The 19,609-nt window shown below is 70.8% G+C and carries 10 protein-coding genes; 7 read left to right on the forward strand and 3 right to left on the reverse strand.

From position 1 onward, the window contains the following. Window positions 1-105 precede the first annotated feature (105 nt). Both ACW4TU_RS12830 and ACW4TU_RS12835 read left to right on the forward strand, forming a co-directional pair. Window positions 106-618 (forward strand): DUF1990 domain-containing protein, encoded by a 513-nt coding sequence (locus ACW4TU_RS12830; protein ID WP_457427684.1) that lies wholly within the window; start codon window positions 106-108, stop codon window positions 616-618. Window positions 619-775: 157 nt separating this feature from the next. After that, a complete protein-coding gene (locus tag ACW4TU_RS12835; RefSeq protein WP_457427686.1) occupies window positions 776-2,749 on the forward strand; it encodes a protein kinase domain-containing protein in 1,974 nt (657 codons plus the stop codon). Between the two features lie 50 nt (window positions 2,750-2,799). Here ACW4TU_RS12835 and glgP read toward each other — a convergent pair whose 3' ends face one another. Next, window positions 2,800-5,442, reverse strand: coding sequence for an alpha-glucan family phosphorylase (glgP, locus tag ACW4TU_RS12840; protein WP_457427687.1), 2,643 nt, complete (start codon window positions 5,440-5,442; stop codon window positions 2,800-2,802). Between the two features lie 256 nt (window positions 5,443-5,698). Between glgP and ACW4TU_RS12845 the strand changes: the two genes are divergently transcribed. From ACW4TU_RS12845 to glgB, 5 genes are all read left to right on the forward strand, one after another. Continuing rightward, window positions 5,699-6,910 carry a S8 family peptidase gene (locus ACW4TU_RS12845; RefSeq protein WP_457427689.1) on the forward strand — a complete coding sequence of 404 codons (1,212 nt, stop codon included), beginning with the start codon at window positions 5,699-5,701 and terminating at the stop codon, window positions 6,908-6,910. A 224-nt stretch (window positions 6,911-7,134) separates the two neighbouring features. Continuing rightward, window positions 7,135-9,750, forward strand: a complete 2,616-nt coding sequence (locus ACW4TU_RS12850; RefSeq protein WP_457427691.1) for an alpha-1,4-glucan--maltose-1-phosphate maltosyltransferase — start codon at window positions 7,135-7,137, stop codon at window positions 9,748-9,750. Then, the gene (gene treS, locus ACW4TU_RS12855) at window positions 9,747-11,456 is read left to right on the forward strand and encodes a maltose alpha-D-glucosyltransferase (RefSeq protein ID WP_457427693.1); all 1,710 of its coding nucleotides are present in this window, start codon (window positions 9,747-9,749) and stop codon (window positions 11,454-11,456) included. The genes ACW4TU_RS12850 and treS overlap by 4 nt, the downstream gene beginning before the upstream one ends. 132 nt (window positions 11,457-11,588) lie before the next feature. After that, the gene (locus tag ACW4TU_RS12860) at window positions 11,589-13,034 is read left to right on the forward strand and encodes a maltokinase N-terminal cap-like domain-containing protein (protein ID WP_457427695.1); all 1,446 of its coding nucleotides are present in this window, start codon (window positions 11,589-11,591) and stop codon (window positions 13,032-13,034) included. 57 nt (window positions 13,035-13,091) lie between these two features. Then, the gene (gene glgB, locus ACW4TU_RS12865; RefSeq protein ID WP_457427697.1) at window positions 13,092-15,638 is read left to right on the forward strand and encodes a 1,4-alpha-glucan branching enzyme; all 2,547 of its coding nucleotides are present in this window, start codon (window positions 13,092-13,094) and stop codon (window positions 15,636-15,638) included. Window positions 15,639-15,751: 113 nt separating this feature from the next. Here the strand turns inward: glgB and ACW4TU_RS12870 are convergent, their stop codons facing one another. Together ACW4TU_RS12870 and ACW4TU_RS12875 are read right to left on the reverse strand one after the other, a co-directional pair. Further along, window positions 15,752-17,176, reverse strand: a complete 1,425-nt coding sequence (locus tag ACW4TU_RS12870) for a cytochrome P450 family protein (protein WP_457427699.1) — start codon at window positions 17,174-17,176, stop codon at window positions 15,752-15,754. A 106-nt stretch (window positions 17,177-17,282) separates the two neighbouring features. Then, on the reverse strand, window positions 17,283-19,514 hold the full coding sequence (locus ACW4TU_RS12875; protein ID WP_457427700.1) for a HelD family protein: 2,232 nt from the start codon (window positions 19,512-19,514) through the stop codon (window positions 17,283-17,285). Window positions 19,515-19,609 lie beyond the last annotated feature (95 nt).

Consider the following 19,609-nt stretch of genomic DNA (forward strand, 5'->3'; position numbering starts at 1 on the left):
TACCCGGAACGGAGGCATTTCCGGGTACCGCCCCGCCGTACGTGCGTCCGAATCCCGCACCCCGCCGCACAGCCGCGCGTACCCCCCGCCCTACCCTTGGGCCCCATGTCCTTCACGTACGCGGACGTCGGCGCGACCCGCGAGCGCGGCTTCCGTTGCCCGCCCGGTTTCCACCCCATGCAGGTGCGCACCCGCCTCGGCGAGGGCGAGGAGGTCTTCCGGCGCGCCGCCGAGGCCGTCCTCACCTGGGAGATGCACCGGGCGATGGGCGTGGGCATCGAAGCCACCTCCGAACGGGCGGCCCCGGACGTCGATGTGACCGTCACCCTCGCCGGTGTCATCAAGGCCCCCTGTCGCGTGGTCTGGACGGTGGAGGAATACCGCCGCGCCGGCTGGGCGTACGGCACCCTGGCCGGTCACCCGGAGTGCGGCGAGGAGTCCTTCGTCGTGGACCGCACGGGCGACGGCACGGTGTGGCTGACGATCAGCGCGTTCAGCCGCCCGGCGAAGTGGTACGCCAAGGCGGGCGGGCCCGCGACACGCGGGTTGCAGCATGCCTACGCACGGCGGTGCGGGGTGGTGCTGCGGCGGCTGTGCGGGGGATACGAAGAGGACTGACGCGCACCGACTTGCGCTGACGCGGACTCACGCAGGCTGTGACAGGCCGGCGGCTGCGCGCATTCCTGTCCGCGGAACCGGTCCAACTCCCCGTTTCGCACAGGCGTGCTGCGCTAATCTCTCGGTCACCCGTGCCACCCGAGAGACCAGGGCCCACATGCCACCCCAACACCGCAGCCGCACCGAAGAGTTGGCCTACGCGGCGGCCGGTATGGAACCGCCTCCCGTGGTCCCGCTGCGCAGGAACGATCCGAGGCAGGCCGGCCCCTACCTGCTGGAGTCGGTGCTCGGCGCCGGCGGCATGGGCCGGGTCTATCTGGGCCGGAACACCACCGGCGGGACGGGCCTGGCCGCCGTGAAGGTGATCCGGCCCGAGTACGCGGAGGACCCGCTCTTCCGGAGGCGTTTCGAGCGGGAGGTCGGCGCGCTGGACAGCATCCAGGGCGCGCACATCGTGCGGCTGCTGGGCAGCGGCTGCGAGGAGGACCTGGTCTGGGTCGCCACCGAGTACATACCGGGGCCCACCCTCGCCGACGTCGTCAACGCGCGCGGACCGATCGACCCGGCGTCGGCCTGGCGGCTGCTGGCCGACGTGGGGCGCGCGATCGAGTCCATCTGGCAGGCGGGGCTCGTCCATCGCGACCTCAAGCCGTCCAACGTGATCCTGGGCGCCGACGGTGCCCGCGTCATCGACTTCGGCGTCGTCCAGTCCCCCGACGGCACCGCGATCACCGCCACGGGCCAGAACGTCGGAACGCCCGCCTACATGTCCCCGGAACAGGCGAGGGGCCGCGAGGTGACCGCCGCCTCCGACGTCTTCTCGCTGGCCTCCACCCTGACGTACGCCGTCACGGGGCACGCGCCGTTCGGTGAGGGGACGGGCGTCGACGTCCTCTTCGGGGTGGCCTTCGAGCCGCCCCGCGAGGAGATCCTCGACCAGGTGGGGACCGTCGACGCGGAACTCGCCGCGTTCATCCGCACCTGCCTGGACAAGGATCCGGAGCGGCGCCCCCTGCCGGAGACGGTGTTCAGGACGGCCATCGGGCATCAGATGTCGGCGCCGGTGCCGGCACCGTCACCCACGAACAGGCCCAGACCGAAGGCCCTTCCCGAAGCACCGCCCCGGGCCGCCGAACCCGCCCCGCCGGCCCCGCCCGCCACACCCGCAAGACGCGGAAATCGCGGGAAGGTGACGGCAGTTGCCGTCGCCACGGCAGTGCTCCTGGCCGCCGGGGGCGTCACCCTGGCACTCCGGGGACTGGACGACGACCGGACGACAACCGCCGCAGACACCGGCGCCGGCAGCGGTACGCCGGCCGCCGCGGAGCCGGAGACATCCCCGTCCGTGACGCAGACCGCATCCGCCGCCCCACGCAACGCGGTCGCACCCACCCCCTCGAAGCCGGACGGCCGAACACCACAGCCGGAGTCGAGCCCGACGATCGACCGGAACCCCGCGACGCTGGATCTCCGGTCCGCCGCGTGTGCAACGGAACTCGCGTCGGGCGCCGCCAGCGACTGCGTGGAGGCCCTGCAACTCCTCCTCGGCGGCCACGGCCTGTACGTCACGGTGGACGGCCGGTTCGGGCAGCAGACCCTGGCCGCGGTGAAGGCCTTCCAGGCGGAGGCCGGGACCACCGTGGACGGCAGGGTCGGCGCCCAGACCAAGGAAGCCCTGTACGCCACGGCCCGCGGGCCGGTCCGCACCGGTTCACTGACGGTGACCGAGAACAACGGCGCCCTGATCGCCCGATGCCTCGATGCCCGCAACAGCCCGACCGTCGGGGTGTGGACCTGCAAGGGCACGTCCGCCCAGAAGTGGGCCCTGTACCGCGTGCCCGGTCCGGCCGCCACGTACCTCGTCGTCAACCAGGGCAACCACCACTGCCTGGACGCCGACGCGGCCACCGCCGCCCAGAACGGCCAGAAGATCCACGCCAGGGCCTGTGACGGCCTGAGCGCCCAGCACTGGCAGCTCGGCGACGCCGGCGAGAACGCCGGCCAGTCACTGATCAGCGTCCCGGACGGCTTCTGCCTGGACGCGGAGGCCGCCACGTCCGGGCAGGAGGGCCGGGCGACACAGGGGTGGAGCTGCGCGGGCAACCCCAACCAGGCGTGGAACTGGTCCTGACCTGTCGCCAGGACCAGTGACAAGCGGTCACCACCGGTCAGGACCAGAGGTCACCGCATCAGAACCCCCGCCCCCTCCACCAGGTCCTCCGAGGGCACCGCCACCAGCCCCATCTCCGCGCCGGACGCCAGCAGCCGGTGCGCCGGCAGAATCCGCACCGTGTATCCGTAGGGCCCCGTCCGGTGCAGGGACAGCGGCCCTTCGTACTGCCAGCGCCCTTCCGCGTCCGGCCCGCCGACCGCCTTCAGTGGCACCGTCGTCGCGTCGGTGATGCTGTCCTGCGAGTCGACCCGCCCCGAGACCGCCTGGACCTCGACGTCGTCCGGAGCCAAGCCACCGAGCCCCACCCGCACGCGGAGCGAGAGTGTGCTCCCCAGTTCCGCCGTCAGCGCGGGGGCGGTCGCCGCCGAGGTCTCCACATGGTCGACCGTCACCGTGTGCCAGGCGGAGCGGACCCGGGACTTCCAGGTCGCCAACTCCCTTGCCGTGTCCGGGGTCATGGTGCGGTGTGCACGGGCCGCGGGGGCATACAGGCGTTCCACGTACTCGCGGACCATACGGCCGGCCAGGACCTTCGGGCCCAGGTGGGTCAGGGTCTCGCGGACCATCTCGATCCAGCGGTCGGGCAGGCCCGTCTCGCCGTGCTCGTAGAAGCGCGGGGTGACTCGCTGCTCCAGCAGGTCGTACAGGGCCGCGGCCTCCACGTCGTCCCGGTGGTCGGGGTTCGTGCCCGCGACGCCGTCCGCCGTGGGGATCGCCCAGCCGAAGTCGGGCTGGAACCATTCGTCCCACCAGCCGTCCAGAACCGAGAGGTTGAGGCAGCCGTTCAGCGCCGCCTTCATACCGCTCGTGCCGCACGCCTCCAGGGGCCGCAGGGGGTTGTTGAGCCAGATGTCGCAGCCCGGGTACAGCTTCTGCGCCATGGCCATGCCGTAGTCCGGGAGGAAGACGATGCGATGGCGGACGCGCGGGTCGTCCGCGAAGCGCACCAGCTCCTGGATCAGCCGCTTGCCGCCGTCGTCCGCGGGGTGCGCCTTGCCCGCGATGACGATCTGGATCGGCCGTTCCGGGTGGAGGAGCAGATCCAGCAGCCGGTCGCGGTCGCGCAGCATCAGGGTCAGGCGTTTGTACGAGGGGACACGGCGCGCGAATCCGATGGTCAGGACGTCCGGGTCGAGCACCCCGTCGATCCAGCCCAACTCCGCCGTACCCGCGCCGCGTTGCCGCCAGGACGCCCGCAGCCGCTCCCGTACCTCCACCACCAACTGCTCACGCAGGGACCGTCGTAGCTCCCAGATGTCCTGGTCGGCGATGTCCGCGACCGCGTCCCACCGGTCCGAGCCGCCGACCGTCAGCGCGTCCTCGGTGCGCTCCGCGCCGATCTGACGGGCACCGAGCCTGAACACCTCCGGCGCGACCCAGGTGGGCGCGTGCACACCGTTGGTGACCGAGGTGATCGGAACCTCGGCCGGGTCGAAGCCCGGCCACAGCCCCGCGAACATCTCCCGGCTCACCTGACCGTGGAGGAGGGACACACCATTTGCCTGACGGCCCAGCCGCAGGCCCATCACGGCCATGTTGAAGAGGTTGGCCTCGCCGCCCGGGTACGTCTCCATGCCCAGGCTCAGCACGCGTTCCACGTCGATGCGCGGGAGTTCGGCGTCGGGGCCGAAGTGGCGGGCGACCAGTTCGCGGTCGAAGCGGTCGATGCCGGCCGGGACGGGCGTGTGGGTCGTGAAGACCGTCCCCGCGCGGACCGTTTCCAGTCCCGCGTCGAAGTCCAGCCCCTCGTCGCCGAGTTCGGCGATCCGCTCCAGGCCGAGGAAGCCCGCGTGGCCCTCGTTGGTGTGGAACACCTCGGGGGCGGGGTGACCGGTCAGACGACAGTACGTCCGGACCGCGCGCACTCCTCCTATGCCGAGCAGCATCTCCTGGAGCAGCCGGTGCTCGCTGCCGCCCCCGTACAGCCGGTCCGTGACACCCCGCTCGCCGAGGTCGTTCTCCTCCACGTCCGAGTCGAGGAGGAGGAGAGGCACCCGGCCCACCTGGGCCAGCCAGATCCGGGCCCGCAGCGACCGGCCGCCGGACAGGGCCAGGGATACCTGGGCCGCGGAGCCGTCGGATTCCTTGAGAAGGGCGACGGGGAGTTCGTTGGGGTCGAGGACCGGATAGTGCTCCTGCTGCCAGCCGTCCCGGGAGAGCGACTGGCGGAAGTAGCCGTGCCGGTACATGAGTCCGACGCCGATCAGCGGTACGCCGAGGTCGCTGGCCGATTTCAGATGGTCCCCGGCGAGGATGCCGAGGCCCCCGGAGTACTGCGGCAGGGCAGCCGTGATACCGAACTCGGGAGAGAAATACGCGACGGCGGCGGGAAGTTCACCCCCCTGCCCCTGATTCTGCGCCTGGTACCAGCGGGTGCCGGTGACGTAGTCGTGCAGGTCGTCGGCGACCGCGGTGAGGCGGCGCAGGAAGCGGTGGTCCTCGGCGAGCTCGGTGAGCCGCTCGGGCGAGAGGCTGCCCAGAAGCCGTACGGGGTCGCACTCCGAGTCGGTCCAGCGCTCGGGGTCGACGGACTGGAAGAGTTCACGGGTCTCCGCATGCCAGGACCAGCGCAGATTGCGGGCCAGGTCACTGAGCGGCCGGAGGGGCTCAGGGAGAACGGGACGGACGGTGAACCGACGGATCGCCTTCACATTCCACCTCGGTGGTCGTGCCTTATCAAACCTGTATGTACCGGGACGCACGACCGTGTGCGTCCCGTCATCATCCCCTTGACGGTATCGGTGAGGGAGCGCGGGAACCATGGCGCGTGTTGCGCGCCCCCGTCAGGGCCGACTGCCGATATGGCCGATTCCACCCCCGTAGGCCACCTTGTGACACTTCTCCCCGCACGAGAGGCTGCCCCCAAGGCCGCCGGACGCCGGTGGCCGAGGAGGGGGAACTCCCAGCATGAAACGGACGCGTACCGGACATCTGCGCTGGGCGGCGGGCCTGACCGCGGTGGCCACGCTCTCGGTGCTCTCGGTCACCGCACCCGCGCAGGCCGCCCCGGAGGGCCGCATAGCCGGCGCCGGCGCACCCGGCTCCGTCGGCGGAAGCTACCTGGTGACACTCAAGGGAGGTACGGCGGCTCCGTCGGCGGACGGCAGGAGACTCGCCGCGAAGTACGGGGCGAAAATAAGCCACACCTACAGCACCGTCCTCAACGGCTACGCCGTGCGGGCCGACGAGAAACAGGCCAGGCGCCTCGCGGCGGACTCCCGCGTGGCCTCGGTCGCCCAGGACACCCGGATCACGTACGACGGCGCCCGCGAACGCGGCCGGCGGATCCCGCCGTCCTGGGGCCTGGACCGGATCGACCAGGCCGGACTGCCGCTCGACGGCGGCTACACCTGGCCGAGGTCGGCGGGCACGGGTGTCACGGTGTACGTGATCGACACCGGTATCCGTATCTCGCACAAGGACTTCGGCGGGCGGGCGAGCTACGGCTGGGACTTCGTCGGCGACGACAGACGGGCCGGCGACGGAAACGGCCACGGCACGCATGTCGCGGCGACGATCGCGGGCTCGGCCCTGGGCGTCGCGAAGAAGGCCAGGGTCGTCTCCGTACGCGTCCTCGACGACGCGGGCAGCGGTACGACGGCGCAGGTCATCGCGGGTATCGACTGGGTGACGAGACACGCCGGGAAACCCGCTGTCGCCAATCTCAGCCTCGGCGGCTACCGCAACACCCGGCTGGACACGGCCGTACGGAACTCGATCGCGTCCGCGGTGACCTACACGGTCGCCGCCGGGAACGCCGGGGAGCCGGCGGAGGCCTACTCGCCGGCGGGCGTCAAGGAGGCGATCACGGTCGGCGCGACCGGGCCGACGGACGCCCGGGCCGACTTCTCGAACTGGGGACCGGCTCTCGACCTGTTCGCCCCGGGTGTCTCAATCACCTCGGCGTCGTACGCCAGTGACACCGGCCGGGTGACCTATTCCGGTACGTCGATGGCGGCGCCGCATGTGGCGGGCGCGGCGGCCCTCTACTTGGCGGAACAACCGAAATCCAGTCCGGCACAGGTCGCCAAGGCGCTGAAGGCTCTGGCGACGTCCGGGAAAGTCTCCGACAAGAAGGCCGGTTCACCGAACAAACTCCTGCGGACACCGCTTCCCTAGGAGCACTGTGGCGTTGTCGGCCCCGTCCACCGGACGGGGCCGACATCGTTCGCCGACCTGGCTGATCCTGGGTGCGGACATACGCGTGAGTAGTTGGCAAAGTGCCGGATTGCCTACCCGAATAGGGTGGGAAGGCTCCCCCGGTACACGACCGGGGTACACCACGCAGGACACCCTCCCCCACATCCATCCGCCCACCCACGTTGACGCGGACAGGAGCGGTAATGCCCGCCACGCACCACTCGTCACCACCCCCGACACCCACGTCCGACACACCCCCGATACGCCCCACGGACACCACCGTCCCAGCGGCCACCCCGGAAACACCCTCTCCGGCCCCGGGCCCCCCGTCGGCCACCCGGCCCACGGCCCCGGAGGCCTCCCCCGACGCCGGTCCGACGGCCCGCGACGCACGCCCCGCCAAGGGCAGGCCGGCCCCAGGCACGCCCTCGGCCACCGGCAAACCGGCCCCGGAGACCCCGTCCGCCGCCCCGGAACAACCCTCCGCCCCCGGCCCAACGGCCGGCGACACACGCCCCGCCAAGGACAGGCCGGCCCCGGGCACGCCCTCGGCCACCGGCAAACCGGCATCGGACACCCCTCCCCTCACGGGCAAACCCGCCCTGGGGACCCCGTCCGCCACCCGGACCACCGCCCCGGAGCCACCCCCCGACGCACGCTCCGCCAAGGGGAAGCCGACCTCAGGCACGCCCTCGCTCACGGGCAAGCTCGCCCCGGCCACACCGCCCGTCTCCGGCCAACCGGCGTCGGACACCCGCTCCGCCACCACCCCTCCGGCCACGAAACCGGCCCCGGCCCCCCAGAGCGCCCCGCCCGGCCCCGCCGTCACCGGCACCGCGGTCGGCCGTATCCCCGTCCTGGACGTCCGGCCCCTCGTCACGGGCGGGCGCCGGCCGGCGAAGGCGGTGGTCGGTGAGGCCTTCGAGGTCTCGGCCACGGTCTTCCGCGAGGGCCATGACGCGGTCGCCGCCAACGTCGTGCTCCGCGACCCGAAGGGCCGCCCCGGCCGCTGGACGCCGATGCGCGAGCTGGCGCCGGGCACCGACCGCTGGGGCGCCACCGTCGAGGCCGACGCGCCCGGTGACTGGACGTACACCGTGGAGGCGTGGGGCGACCCGATCAGCACCTGGCGGCATCACGCGGGCATCAAGATCCCGGCCGGGATCGACACAGAGCTGGTGCTGGAGGAAGGCGCGCAGCTCTACGAGCGTGCCGCCGCCGGCGTACCGAAGAACAAGGGCAAACGGGACGTGATCCTGGCCGCCGCCGAGGCCCTCCGGGATGTCGGACGCCCGGCGACGGCCCGCCTGTCGGCTGCCCTCACCCCGGCGGTGGACAAGGTGCTGCGTCGGCATCCGTTGCGTGAGCTGGTGACGTCGAGTGAGCCGTTGGCGCTGGTGGTGGAGCGGGAGCGGGCCCTGTACGGGGCGTGGTACGAGTTCTTCCCGCGTTCGGAGGGGACGCCGGAGCAGCCGCACGGGACGTTCCGGACGGCGGCGCGGCGGCTCCCGGCGATCGCCGCGATGGGTTTCGACGTCCTGTACCTGCCGCCGATCCATCCGATCGGGCACACCTTCCGCAAGGGCCCCAACAACACCCTGTCCGCGTCGGCGGAGGATGTGGGGGTGCCGTGGGCGATCGGTTCCGAGGCGGGCGGGCACGACGCCGTGCACCCGGATCTGGGCACGGTGGAGGACTTCGCCTTCTTCGTCGCGGAGGCGGCCCGGCACGGGCTGGAGGTGGCGCTGGACTTCGCGCTGCAGTGCTCGCCGGACCATCCGTGGGTGCGGAAGTATCCGCAGTTCTTCCATCACCGCCCGGACGGGACGATCGCGTACGCGGAGAACCCGCCGAAGAAGTACCAGGACATCTATCCCATCGCCTTCGACGCCGACCTGCCGGGGCTGGTCGCCGAGACGGTGCGGGTGCTGCGGCACTGGATGGCACACGGGGTGCGGATCTTCCGGGTCGACAACCCGCACACCAAGCCGGTCGTGTTCTGGGAGCGGGTGATCGCGGAGATCAACGGCAGCGACCCGGACGTGATCTTCCTGGCGGAGGCGTTCACCCGGCCGGCGATGATGCACACGCTGGCCCAGGTCGGCTTCCAGCAGTCGTACACCTACTTCACCTGGCGCACCACCAAGCCCGAGCTCACCGAGTACCTCACCGAGCTGTCGGGTGAGGCGGCGGCGTACATGCGGCCGAATTTCTTCGTCAACACCCCCGACATCCTGCACGAGTATCTTCAGCGGGGCGGCCGTCCGGCGTTCGAGGTGCGGGCCGTGCTGGCCGCGACGCTCTCACCCACCTGGGGCGTCTACAGCGGCTACGAACTGTGCGAGAACGCCCCCCTGCGCGAGGGCAGCGAGGAATACCTGGACTCCGAGAAATACCAGCTGCGTACCCGTGACTGGGAGTCGGCGGAGCGTGACGGACGCAGCATCGCGCCGTTGATCGGCACGCTCAACGCGATCCGGCGGCGCAGCCCGGCCCTGCGGCAACTGCGTGATCTCCATTTCCACGACGCGGACCAGGAGGCGGTGATCGTCTACTCGAAGCGCCGGGGATCGAACACGGTTCTGGTGGTCGCGAACCTCGACCCGCACCACACCCAGGAAGCGACGGTCTCGTTGGACATGCCGCAACTCGGCCTGGACTGGCACGAGTCCTTGCCTGTGCGCGACGAGCTCACCGGCGAGACCTACCAATGGGGCAGGACGAACTATGTGCGCCTGGAACCGGGTACGCGCCCCGCGCACATCCTGACCGTCCTGCGACCGTCCACCCCGCAGATCGGAGGGTCACCCACCACATGATCGTCAATGAGCCTGTCCCGGACACCTTCGAGGACACTCCCGCCAAGGACCGGGACCCCGAGTGGTTCAAACGCGCCGTCTTCTACGAGGTCCTCGTCCGTTCCTTCCAGGACAGCAACGGCGACGGAGTCGGCGACCTCAAAGGCCTCACCGCCAAACTCGACTACCTCCAGTGGCTCGGCATCGACTGCCTGTGGCTGCCCCCCTTCTTCAAGTCACCCCTGCGTGACGGCGGCTACGACGTCTCCGACTACACCGCCGTCCTCCCCGAGTTCGGCGACCTCGCCGACTTCGTCGAGTTCGTCGACGCCGCCCACCAACGCGGCATGCGCGTCATCATCGACTTCGTCATGAACCACACCAGCGACCAGCACCCGTGGTTCCAGGAGTCAAGGAACGACCCCGAAGGCCCCTACGGCGACTACTACGTGTGGGCCAAGAAGGACGACCAGTACCAGGACGCCCGCATCATCTTCGTCGACACCGAAGCCTCCAACTGGACCTTCGACCCGGTCCGCAAGGAATACTTCTGGCACCGCTTCTTCTCCCACCAGCCGGACCTCAACTACGAGAACCCGGCCGTGCAGGAGGAGATCATCTCCGCGCTGCGGTTCTGGCTCGACCTGGGCATCGACGGTTTCCGGCTGGACGCGGTCCCCTACCTCTACCAGGCCGAGGGCACCAACTGCGAGAACCTCCCGGCGACGCACGACTTCCTCAAGCACGTGCGCAAGGAGATCGACGCCCACTACCCGGACACGGTGTTGCTGGCGGAGGCGAACCAGTGGCCCGAGGACGTCGTCGACTACTTCGGCGACTACAGCAGCGGCGGCGACGAATGCCACATGGCGTTCCACTTCCCCGTCATGCCCCGCATCTTCATGGCCGTCCGCCGTGAGTCGCGCTACCCGGTCTCCGAGATCCTCGCGAAAACCCCCGCGATCCCGTCGAACTGCCAGTGGGGCATCTTCCTGCGCAACCACGACGAGCTCACCCTCGAAATGGTCACCGACGAGGAACGCGACTACATGTGGGCCGAATACGCCAAGGACCCCCGCATGCGCGCCAACATCGGGATCAGGAGGCGCCTGGCCCCGCTCCTGGACAACGACCGCAACCAGATCGAACTGTTCACCGCTCTCCTGCTGTCCCTGCCCGGCTCACCGATCCTCTACTACGGCGACGAGATCGGCATGGGCGACAACATCTGGCTCGGCGACCGCGACGCCGTCCGCACCCCCATGCAATGGACCCCCGACCGCAACGCGGGCTTCTCCTCCTGCGACCCCGGCCGCCTCGTCCTGCCCACGATCATGGACCCCGTCTACGGCTACCAGGTCACCAACGTCGAAGCCTCCATGTCGTCCCCGTCCTCGCTCCTGCACTGGACCCGGCGCATGATCGAGATCCGCAAACAGAACCCCGCCTTCGGCCTCGGCTCCTACACCGAACTCCCCTCCTCCAACCCCGCCGTCATCGCCTTCCTGCGCGAACACAAGGACGACCTCGTCCTGTGCGTCCACAACTTCTCCCGCTTCGCCCAGCCCACCGAACTCGACCTCCGCGCCTTCAGCGGCGCACACCCGGTCGAGCTGATCGGCGGAGTCCGCTTCCCCGCCATCGGCGAACTCCCCTACCTCCTCACCCTCGCAGGCCACGGCTTCTACTGGTTCCGGCTGCGGAAGGACGCGAAGGACGCCGGGTAGATAGCCGGGTAGATAATGGTCCTACCTGGACGTACACGGTCGTACGTGCCGAACCCCGGCGGGCCGGTTTCTCCCGTCCCGCCCGGGGCACGCAACAGTCACACCCCGCCCCTGGGGAAAGGACGAGACGCCATGTCGGAAGCCATCACCCGCTCCGCCACGACCAGTCCCGACCTCCTCACGTCCCTGGACCCACTGCTGCGCGAATGGCTGCCGAGACAGCGCTGGTTCGCCGGCAAGGGACGTCCGGTCACCGACTTCTCCCTGGTGGCGGCCACCGAACTACTGCCGGTCACCACACAGCTCGGCCTGTACCACCTCCTCGTACGCGCTCATCAGCCCGCACTGCAGGGCCCCGGAGACTGCTACCAGCTCCTCATAGGCGCGCGCGAGGCGCTGCCGCCCCGGCTGGCGCCCGCGCTGATCGGACATGCTGACCTGGGCCCGCTGACCGGACGGACGGTGTACGACGCCCTGTACGACGCCCGGCCGGCCGAAGTGCTCCTGGAGGCGATGCGGACCCGGGCCCGGATCGGCGCGCTGCGCTTCGACCGTCACGGCGACGGGGACGAGGACGACAAGGGCGCGGCCGGGGACGACGGTGAGAGCGAGATACCGGCGGGGCTGGTGGCCCGGGTGGTGACCGCGGAGCAGTCCAACTCGTCGATCATCTACGGCGATACGTTCATCCTGAAGCTGCTCCGCCGGGTCGTACCGGGTGTCAACCCCGACCTGGAACTGCCGCTGGCGCTGGCCCGCGAGGGCTGCCCCCGGGTACCGGCCCCGGTGGCGTGGATACACACCGACGCCACCGGGGCGACCGACCCCGACGCGGAACTGAACGCCGAGGACAGTTACGTACTCGGCGTCCTCCAGCCCTTCGTGCGGGGTGCCGCCGACGGCTGGGAGCTGGCGTTGCGCGAGCTGGCCAAGGGGGAGGACTTCAGCGCGGAGGCGCGGGCGCTGGGGCGGGCCACCGCCGAGGTCCACATGGCGCTCGCCCGCGCCCTGCCCACCGTGACGCTGGGCCACGCGCAGCTGCGTCCGCTGGTCGACGGCATGATCGACCGCCTGGACGCGGCGGTCCAGGCGGTACCGGCCCTCCACCCGTACGCGTCCGGCCTGCGCTCGGCGTACGAGGCACTGGCCGACCTCGCCGCCGAGGGCCAGACCTGGACGGCCCAGCGCATCCACGGCGATCTGCACCTCGGGCAGTGCCTGCGCTCTCCGTCCGGGGAGTGGTCGCTGATCGACTTCGAGGGCGAGCCGTCCAAGTCGCTCGCGGAACGGCGACTGCCGCAGCCGCCGGCCCGGGACATCGCGGGCATGCTCCGCTCCTTCGACTACGCGGCCCACTCGCTCCACCCCCGGCCGCCCGGCTGGGCGGCGCTGTGCCGGGCCGCGTACTGCGCCGGATACGCGGAGACCGCCGGCCGGGACCCCCGTACCGATCCCGTACTGCTGCGGGCGTACGAGACGGACAAGGCGGTGTACGAGGTGGTGTACGAGGCACGGCACCGCCCGGACTGGCTTCCGGTACCGATGTCGGCGGTACAGCGCCTGGCCGCACCCGGCTGACCTCCCGCGTCACCCCGCCCCACCTCACCCTGACTCACCTCCGAAAGGCCCCCGCCCGTGACCCCGCACTCCCCGTCCAGCGGCTCGAAGCACCCGAAGAAGAAGACGTCCGCGAAGAAGGACCCCGGGAAGAAAGCGGCAAAGCAGGCGGCGAAGCAAGCGGCGAAGGAGGCAGCGAAGGAGTTGGAGAAGAAGTTGAAGAGCAAGCGGGAGAAGACGCCGGAAGTGACGCCGGAAACGACACCGGTGACCGTGTCGGAGACGACACCGGAACCGGCTCCGGTGACCGCGCCGCAGACCACACCGGAAACGATTCCGGTCACCGCGCCGGAACCGACTCCGGTCACCGCGCCCGTGGCAGGGAAACCCGCCTCGGAACCGGTGGTCGAGGCCGGTCCGGAGGAGACCGTTCTGCCCCCCTCCCCCGCGCTGGACGCCGCCGACCGCGCGCGGCTGCTGGCCGGCACGCACCACGACCCGCACTCCGTCCTGGGCGCGCATCCGCTGCCGGGTGGGGTCGCCTTCCGGGTGCTGCGGCCGTATGCCCGATCCGTGACCGTCGTGGCCGGGGATCTGCGGGCCGAGCTGCACGACGACGGCGACGGGTTCTTCTCGGGTGCGCTGCCCCTGCGGGGCGTCCCGGAGTACCGGCTGGTCATCGCGTACGAGGAGCAGGTGCAGGAGACCGAGGACGCGTATCGGCTGCTGCCCGCGCTGGGCGACCTGGACCTGCATCTCATCGGCGAGGGCCGGCACGAGGAGCTGTGGAAGGCGCTGGGCTCCGAGCCGATGACCCACCAGGGCGTCACCGGCACCCGCTTCGCCGTCTGGGCGCCGAACGCGCGCGGGGTACGGGTGACCGGGGGCTTCAACTTCTGGGACGGTACGGCGTATCCGATGCGGTCGCTGGGCGGCACCGGGGTGTGGGAACTGTTCGTGCCGGGCGTCGGCGAGGGTGAGCTGTACAAGTTCGAGATCACGCGCCCGGACGGCTCAAGGACACAGCGCGCGGACCCGATGGCCCGCCGGACCGAGATCCCGCCCAACACGTCGTCCATCGTGCACAGTTCACGCTACGAGTGGGAGGACGCGGAGTGGCTGGCGCGGCGGGCGGAGGCCCCGGCGCACGAGGCTCCGATGTCGATCTACGAGCTCCATCTGGCTTCCTGGCGCCCGGGCCTGACGTACCGTCAACTGGCGGAGCAACTCCCCGCCTACGTACGGGACCTGGGCTTCACGCACGTGGAGCTGATGCCGGTGGCGGAGCACCCCTTCGGTGGCTCATGGGGCTACCAGGTCACCGGGTTCTACGCGCCCACGGCCCGGCTGGGCACCCCGGACGACTTCAAGTACCTGGTGGACGCGCTGCACCGCGCCGGCATCGGCGTACTGATGGACTGGGTCCCGGCCCACTTCCCGCGCGACGACTGGGCGTTGGCCGAGTTCGACGGCCGCCCGCTGTACGAGCACGAGGACCCGCTGCGCTCCGCCCACCCCGACTGGGGCACCCTGGAGTTCGACTTCGGCAGGCGGGAGGTGCGCAACTTCCTTGTGGCGAACGCCGTTTACTGGTGCGAGGAGTTCCACATCGACGGCCTGCGGGTCGACGCGGTCGCCTCGATGCTCTACCTCGACTACTCGCGTGAGCCCGGCCAGTGGGTGCCGAACGAGCACGGGGGCCGGGAGAACCTGGACGCGGTCGCCTTCCTCCAGGAGATGAACGCCACCGTGTACCGGCGGGTCCCGGGGGTCGTGACGATCGCCGAGGAGTCGACGGCGTGGGACGGCGTCACCCGGGCCACGCACCACATCGGCCCCGGCGGTTTCGGCGGCCTGGGCTTCGGGCTGAAGTGGAACATGGGCTGGATGCACGACTCGCTCGGCTATGTCCAGCACGACCCGGTCCACCGCAAGCACCACCACCACGAGATGACGTTCTCCATGGTGTACGCGTACAGCGAGAACTACGTCCTGCCGATCTCCCATGACGAGGTCGTCCACGGCAAGGGCTCGCTGGTGTCGAAGATGCCGGGCGACTGGTGGCAGCAACGGGCCACCGAGCGGGCGTACCTGGCGTTCATGTGGTCGCACCCCGGCAAGCAACTCCTCTTCATGGGGCAGGAGTTCGCACAGGGCGCGGAGTGGTCGGAGGCCCATGGCCCCGACTGGTGGCTGCTCGACCCCGCCTACGGCGCGGAGGCCGACCACCGGGGCGTACGGGACCTGGTCCGCGATCTGAACACGGTGTACCGGGAGACCCCGGCCCTCTGGCAGTTGGACACGAGCCCGGCGGGCTTCGAGTGGCTGGTCGGGGACGCGGCGGAGGACAACGTCTTCGCCTTCGTCCGCCACGACGCGGAGGGCGCCCCCCTTCTGTCGATCAGCAACTTCTCCCCGGTCGTCCGAGGCGAGTACCGCATCGGCGTCCCGGACACGGTCCCCGCCTGGCACGAGACCCTGAACACGGACGCGTCCCGCTACGGCGGCGCCGACATCCACAACCCGGACCCCGTAAAACCGGACCCCCAGCCCTGGCACGGCCGCTCGGCCAGCATCCGCGTCACCCTGCCACCACTGGCGACGGTGTGGCTGCGCCCGGCGTAGACGGAGTTTCCCACCTGTACCGGCGCCATTTCAGCCCGTCTGGGGGTCCCCCCTCTGGGGGGAGGGACGGGTAGGGGCGGCGGGGGCGAAACACCCCCGCCGCGCACCCCGTCTCACCGCCCCCCGAACATCAACCTCCGCAACGCCCCCAACACCCCCTTCACCTGCCCGTCCCCGCCGGCCGCCCCCGCCACGCCACCCGCATCCCCTCGCCACTCCCCGGCACCGAGACCGACACCGACACCGCCGTCCACCCCACGCCCACTCAACTCGTACCGAACAGGCAGCAACCGCAACCCCCGCACCACCGGCCCCGAACGCCACGGCAACTGATCCGCCGGCAACGTCAGTTCGGCCTTCGCCAGGTGCTCGAAGATCCGCCCCACCGCCGTACTCACGATCATCCCGCCCAGCTCCCGGGCCGCACTGGGACACTGATGCGGCCCGGCCCCCCACCCCAGATGTGCCCGCGTACTGACCGCCGCCCCGACCAGATGAGACGCCCCGATCGCCATCAGGTCCCCGTGCGCCGCCGCGGCCGACGGCGAGACGATGTCCCCGCCTCGGATCCAGAAGTTCCCCAACGCCACATCCCGCGCCGCGAACCGGAAGCACATGTTGGCCACCGGCGGATTCACCAGCGCCGCCCGGTTCACGGTCTCCCCGAGCTGCCCGGCCGACAGGCTGCGCCGCACCGTCGCGTTCCCGCGCAACACCTCCAACAGCGTGTTCAGCACCATGTTCCCGGTGATGTCGTTCAGGTACACCGCGTTCATGAACAGCTCACGCCCCAACTGCTCGTCCGACAGCTCGGGGTCGGCCAGCAGCATGTACGACGTCAGGTCGTCCCCGGGCCGCGCCCGCCGGTGCGCGGCCAGCCGCGTCATGGCGGCCAGCGCCCGCCCTGTGGCCGGGCCCGCGTCCGGCCCACCGTCCAGCATCCGCCACAGGTCCATGACCAGCTCGTCCCCGAGCTCGACGGGGCACCCGAACAGCTTCGTGGTGACCATCAGCAGCAACGGCCGCGTGTACTGCGCCCCGAGGTCGACGAACCCCACCGTGCCCGACTCGGCCGCCAGCATCCCGATCAGCTCGTCGGCGTACCGCGCGACCGTCGCCCGCAACTCCCAGCCCTGCGGGGTCCGTCCGTCCTGGAACGGCCGCAGCGCCGCATGGTGGGTGTGCCGGGCGGCGAGATGCTCCTCGTCGTCCATGAACATCGTCTGCCGCACCTCGTAGCCCGCGAGCAGGGGCCAGTCCGGTGGCAGCCGGCCCTGCGCCCGGGCCCGCCAGTACCGCACGTCCCGCCGCCACACACTCTCGTTCCGCAGTACCTCCAGCACCTCGCGGTAGTCGAGAACCAGCCACACCGGGACCCCCATCAGCCCCACCGGCGCCACGGGTCCGTAGGTGCGCCGAAGTCGCGCGTAGACCCCGCCCGGGTCGGCGTCGAACTCCGACGTCAACAGTGGTTCCACGGGCAACGACCCGAGCGCCGGGCTGTCGGCGGGTGCGGTCGCGAACGGATGGGCTTCCATACGCACACGCATACCGCACCGGCCGTACACGTGCAGTGACCATGGCGCGAACTGTTACGTCTTGGTGACTCTTGGTGCACGTGTTCCGTGGATGTACCCGGCCCCCTCAGGTCCCGAGAGCGGCCAACGCCACCGGCAGCTCCCCCTGGTGCAGCACGCCCACGCGCTGGGTCGCCCGGGTCAGTGCCACGTACAGATCGCTCGTACCGAACGCCCCGGGTTCCACCACCAGCACGGAGTCGAATTCCAGCCCCTTGGCCTGCCGGGGATCGAGCAGCACGACATCCCGTGTCAGGTCCGGCTCCGCTCCCGCTTCCACACCGTCCAGCCGCGCCGCCAACTCCCCGTGCAGCTCGCGCGGTGCGATCACGGCGAGCCGTCCCTCGACGGGCGTCAACTCACCGACGGCCTTCTCCACGACCGCGGCCAGTTCCTCACCCTCGCCCACTGCCCGCGCCCACGGCCGTACCCCGGTCGACCGTACGGATGCGGGCGGCTCGAAGTCCGGCCGCTCCGCCCGCACCACGGCCGCCGCCACCTCCATGATCTCGGCCGGCGTCCGGTAGTTGACGCCCAGTCGGGCATGCTCCCAGCGGCCGGGGACGTACGGCGCGAGGATGTCCTCCCAGGACCCGACGCCACCCGGCTCGGCGGTCTGCGCGGGATCCCCGACCAGGGTCATCGACCGGGTCGGGCTGCGCCGCATGAGGAGCCGCCACGCCATCGGCGACAGCTCCTGCGCCTCGTCGACGATGATGTGCCCGAACGCCCAGGTACGGTCGGCCGCCGCCCGTTCGGCGGCGCTGCGCAGGTCGTCCTCCTCGTGCCGCTCGGCGAACCGCTCCGCGTCGATGATGTCGTGCGCGGAAAGGATCTCGGAGTCCTCCGCCTCCAGGTCCTCGAACTCGTACGTGCGGGAGGCGTACGAAACGTCCAGCACGCCCTGGGCGTAGGCGACTTGGCTGCTGCGCTCGCGCTCGGCCCGCGCCCGGGCCACCCGGTCGTCCTCGCCGAGCAGCTCCGCCGCCTCGTCGAGCAGCGGTACGTCGGCCTTCGTCCAGGCCCGGGTGACGGGCCGTCGGATGGCGTCCGCGTCGGCCTCCGACACGTACTCCTCAGGTGCGGCGAGGAAATCCGCGACCAGTCGCCGCGGGGTGACGCGGGGCCACAACCGGTCGATGGCGTCCCAGACTTCACGGTTCTCGGCAAGGTCGTCGCGGATCTGGGTGATGTCGCTGGGGTCGAGGAGGTTGCTGCCGTCGTAGGGGTCGGTGCCGATCCGCTCCGCGACCATCTCGGTCAGCGTGTTGAGGATGTGCCCCTCGAAGTGTTCGCGCGCCACGTTGTGCGGCAGCTTCGCCTCGCGCGTGCGCTCCCGCGCCATGTTCACGAGCCCGGCGTCGAGCATGAGGATGTCCCGGTCGTGCTCGATGGCGATGACGGGGTCCGGCAGCCCCTGCCGGTCCCGTACGACGGCCGCCAGCACGTCGGCCATCCCGGCCCGCCCCTTGACCACAGCGGCTTCGGCCGTGTCGGCGGCGGTGGCCTTCACACCCGGGAACAGCTCGCCGACGGTCGCCAGCAGCACCCCGGTCTCACCGAGCGAGGGCAGCACCTCACCGATGTAGCCGAGGAAGGCGGGGTTGGGGCCGACGATCAACACGGCCCGCTTGGCGAGGAGTTCGCGGTGTTCGTAGAGCAGATAGGCGGCCCGGTGGAGCGCGACGGCGGTCTTGCCGGTGCCGGGCCCGCCCTCCACCACCAGCACACCCCGGTGCGGGGCACGGATGATCTCGTCCTGCTCGGCCTGGATGGTCTGCACGATGTCGTTCATCCGGCCGGTGCGGGCGGAGTCGAGCGCGGCGAGCAGTACGGCATCGCCGGAGGGGTCCTCGTAGCCGGTGCGTGTCTCGTCACCGAGGTCGAGGATCTCGTCGTGCAGCCCGGTGACGTGTCGCCCGTCCGTGCTGATGTGCCGACGCCGGCGCAGCCCCATCGTGGTGTGCCCGGTGGCGAGATAGAAGGGCCGGGCGACCTCGGCCCGCCAGTCGATGAGCATCGGGGTGCGCTCGGCGTCGTCGGCGCGCAGTCCGATACGGCCGATGTGGTACGTGACACCGGAGGTGAGATCGATCCGCCCGAAGCAGAGCGACCCGTCGACGGCGTTCAGCGCGGCGAGCAGCCCGGACCGCTCGGCGACGAGCACGTCCCGTTCGAGCCGGGCCTGCATCGGCGTACTGCCCTGCGCGAGCGCGTCCGTGACGGAGTGCTCGGTGTCGCCGCGCAGGGCGTCGACGCGGGTGTAGAGCCCGTCGACGAATTCCTGCTCACTCAGCAATTCATCGCGAGTTGATTCCGTGTTTGCGCCCCTGTTTGACAATTCCGCTCCCGCTCGGATATACTCTGCTCATTGAACTTTTCGCGGCTCAATTA

Source organism: Streptomyces kryoterrae (assembly GCF_054072135.1).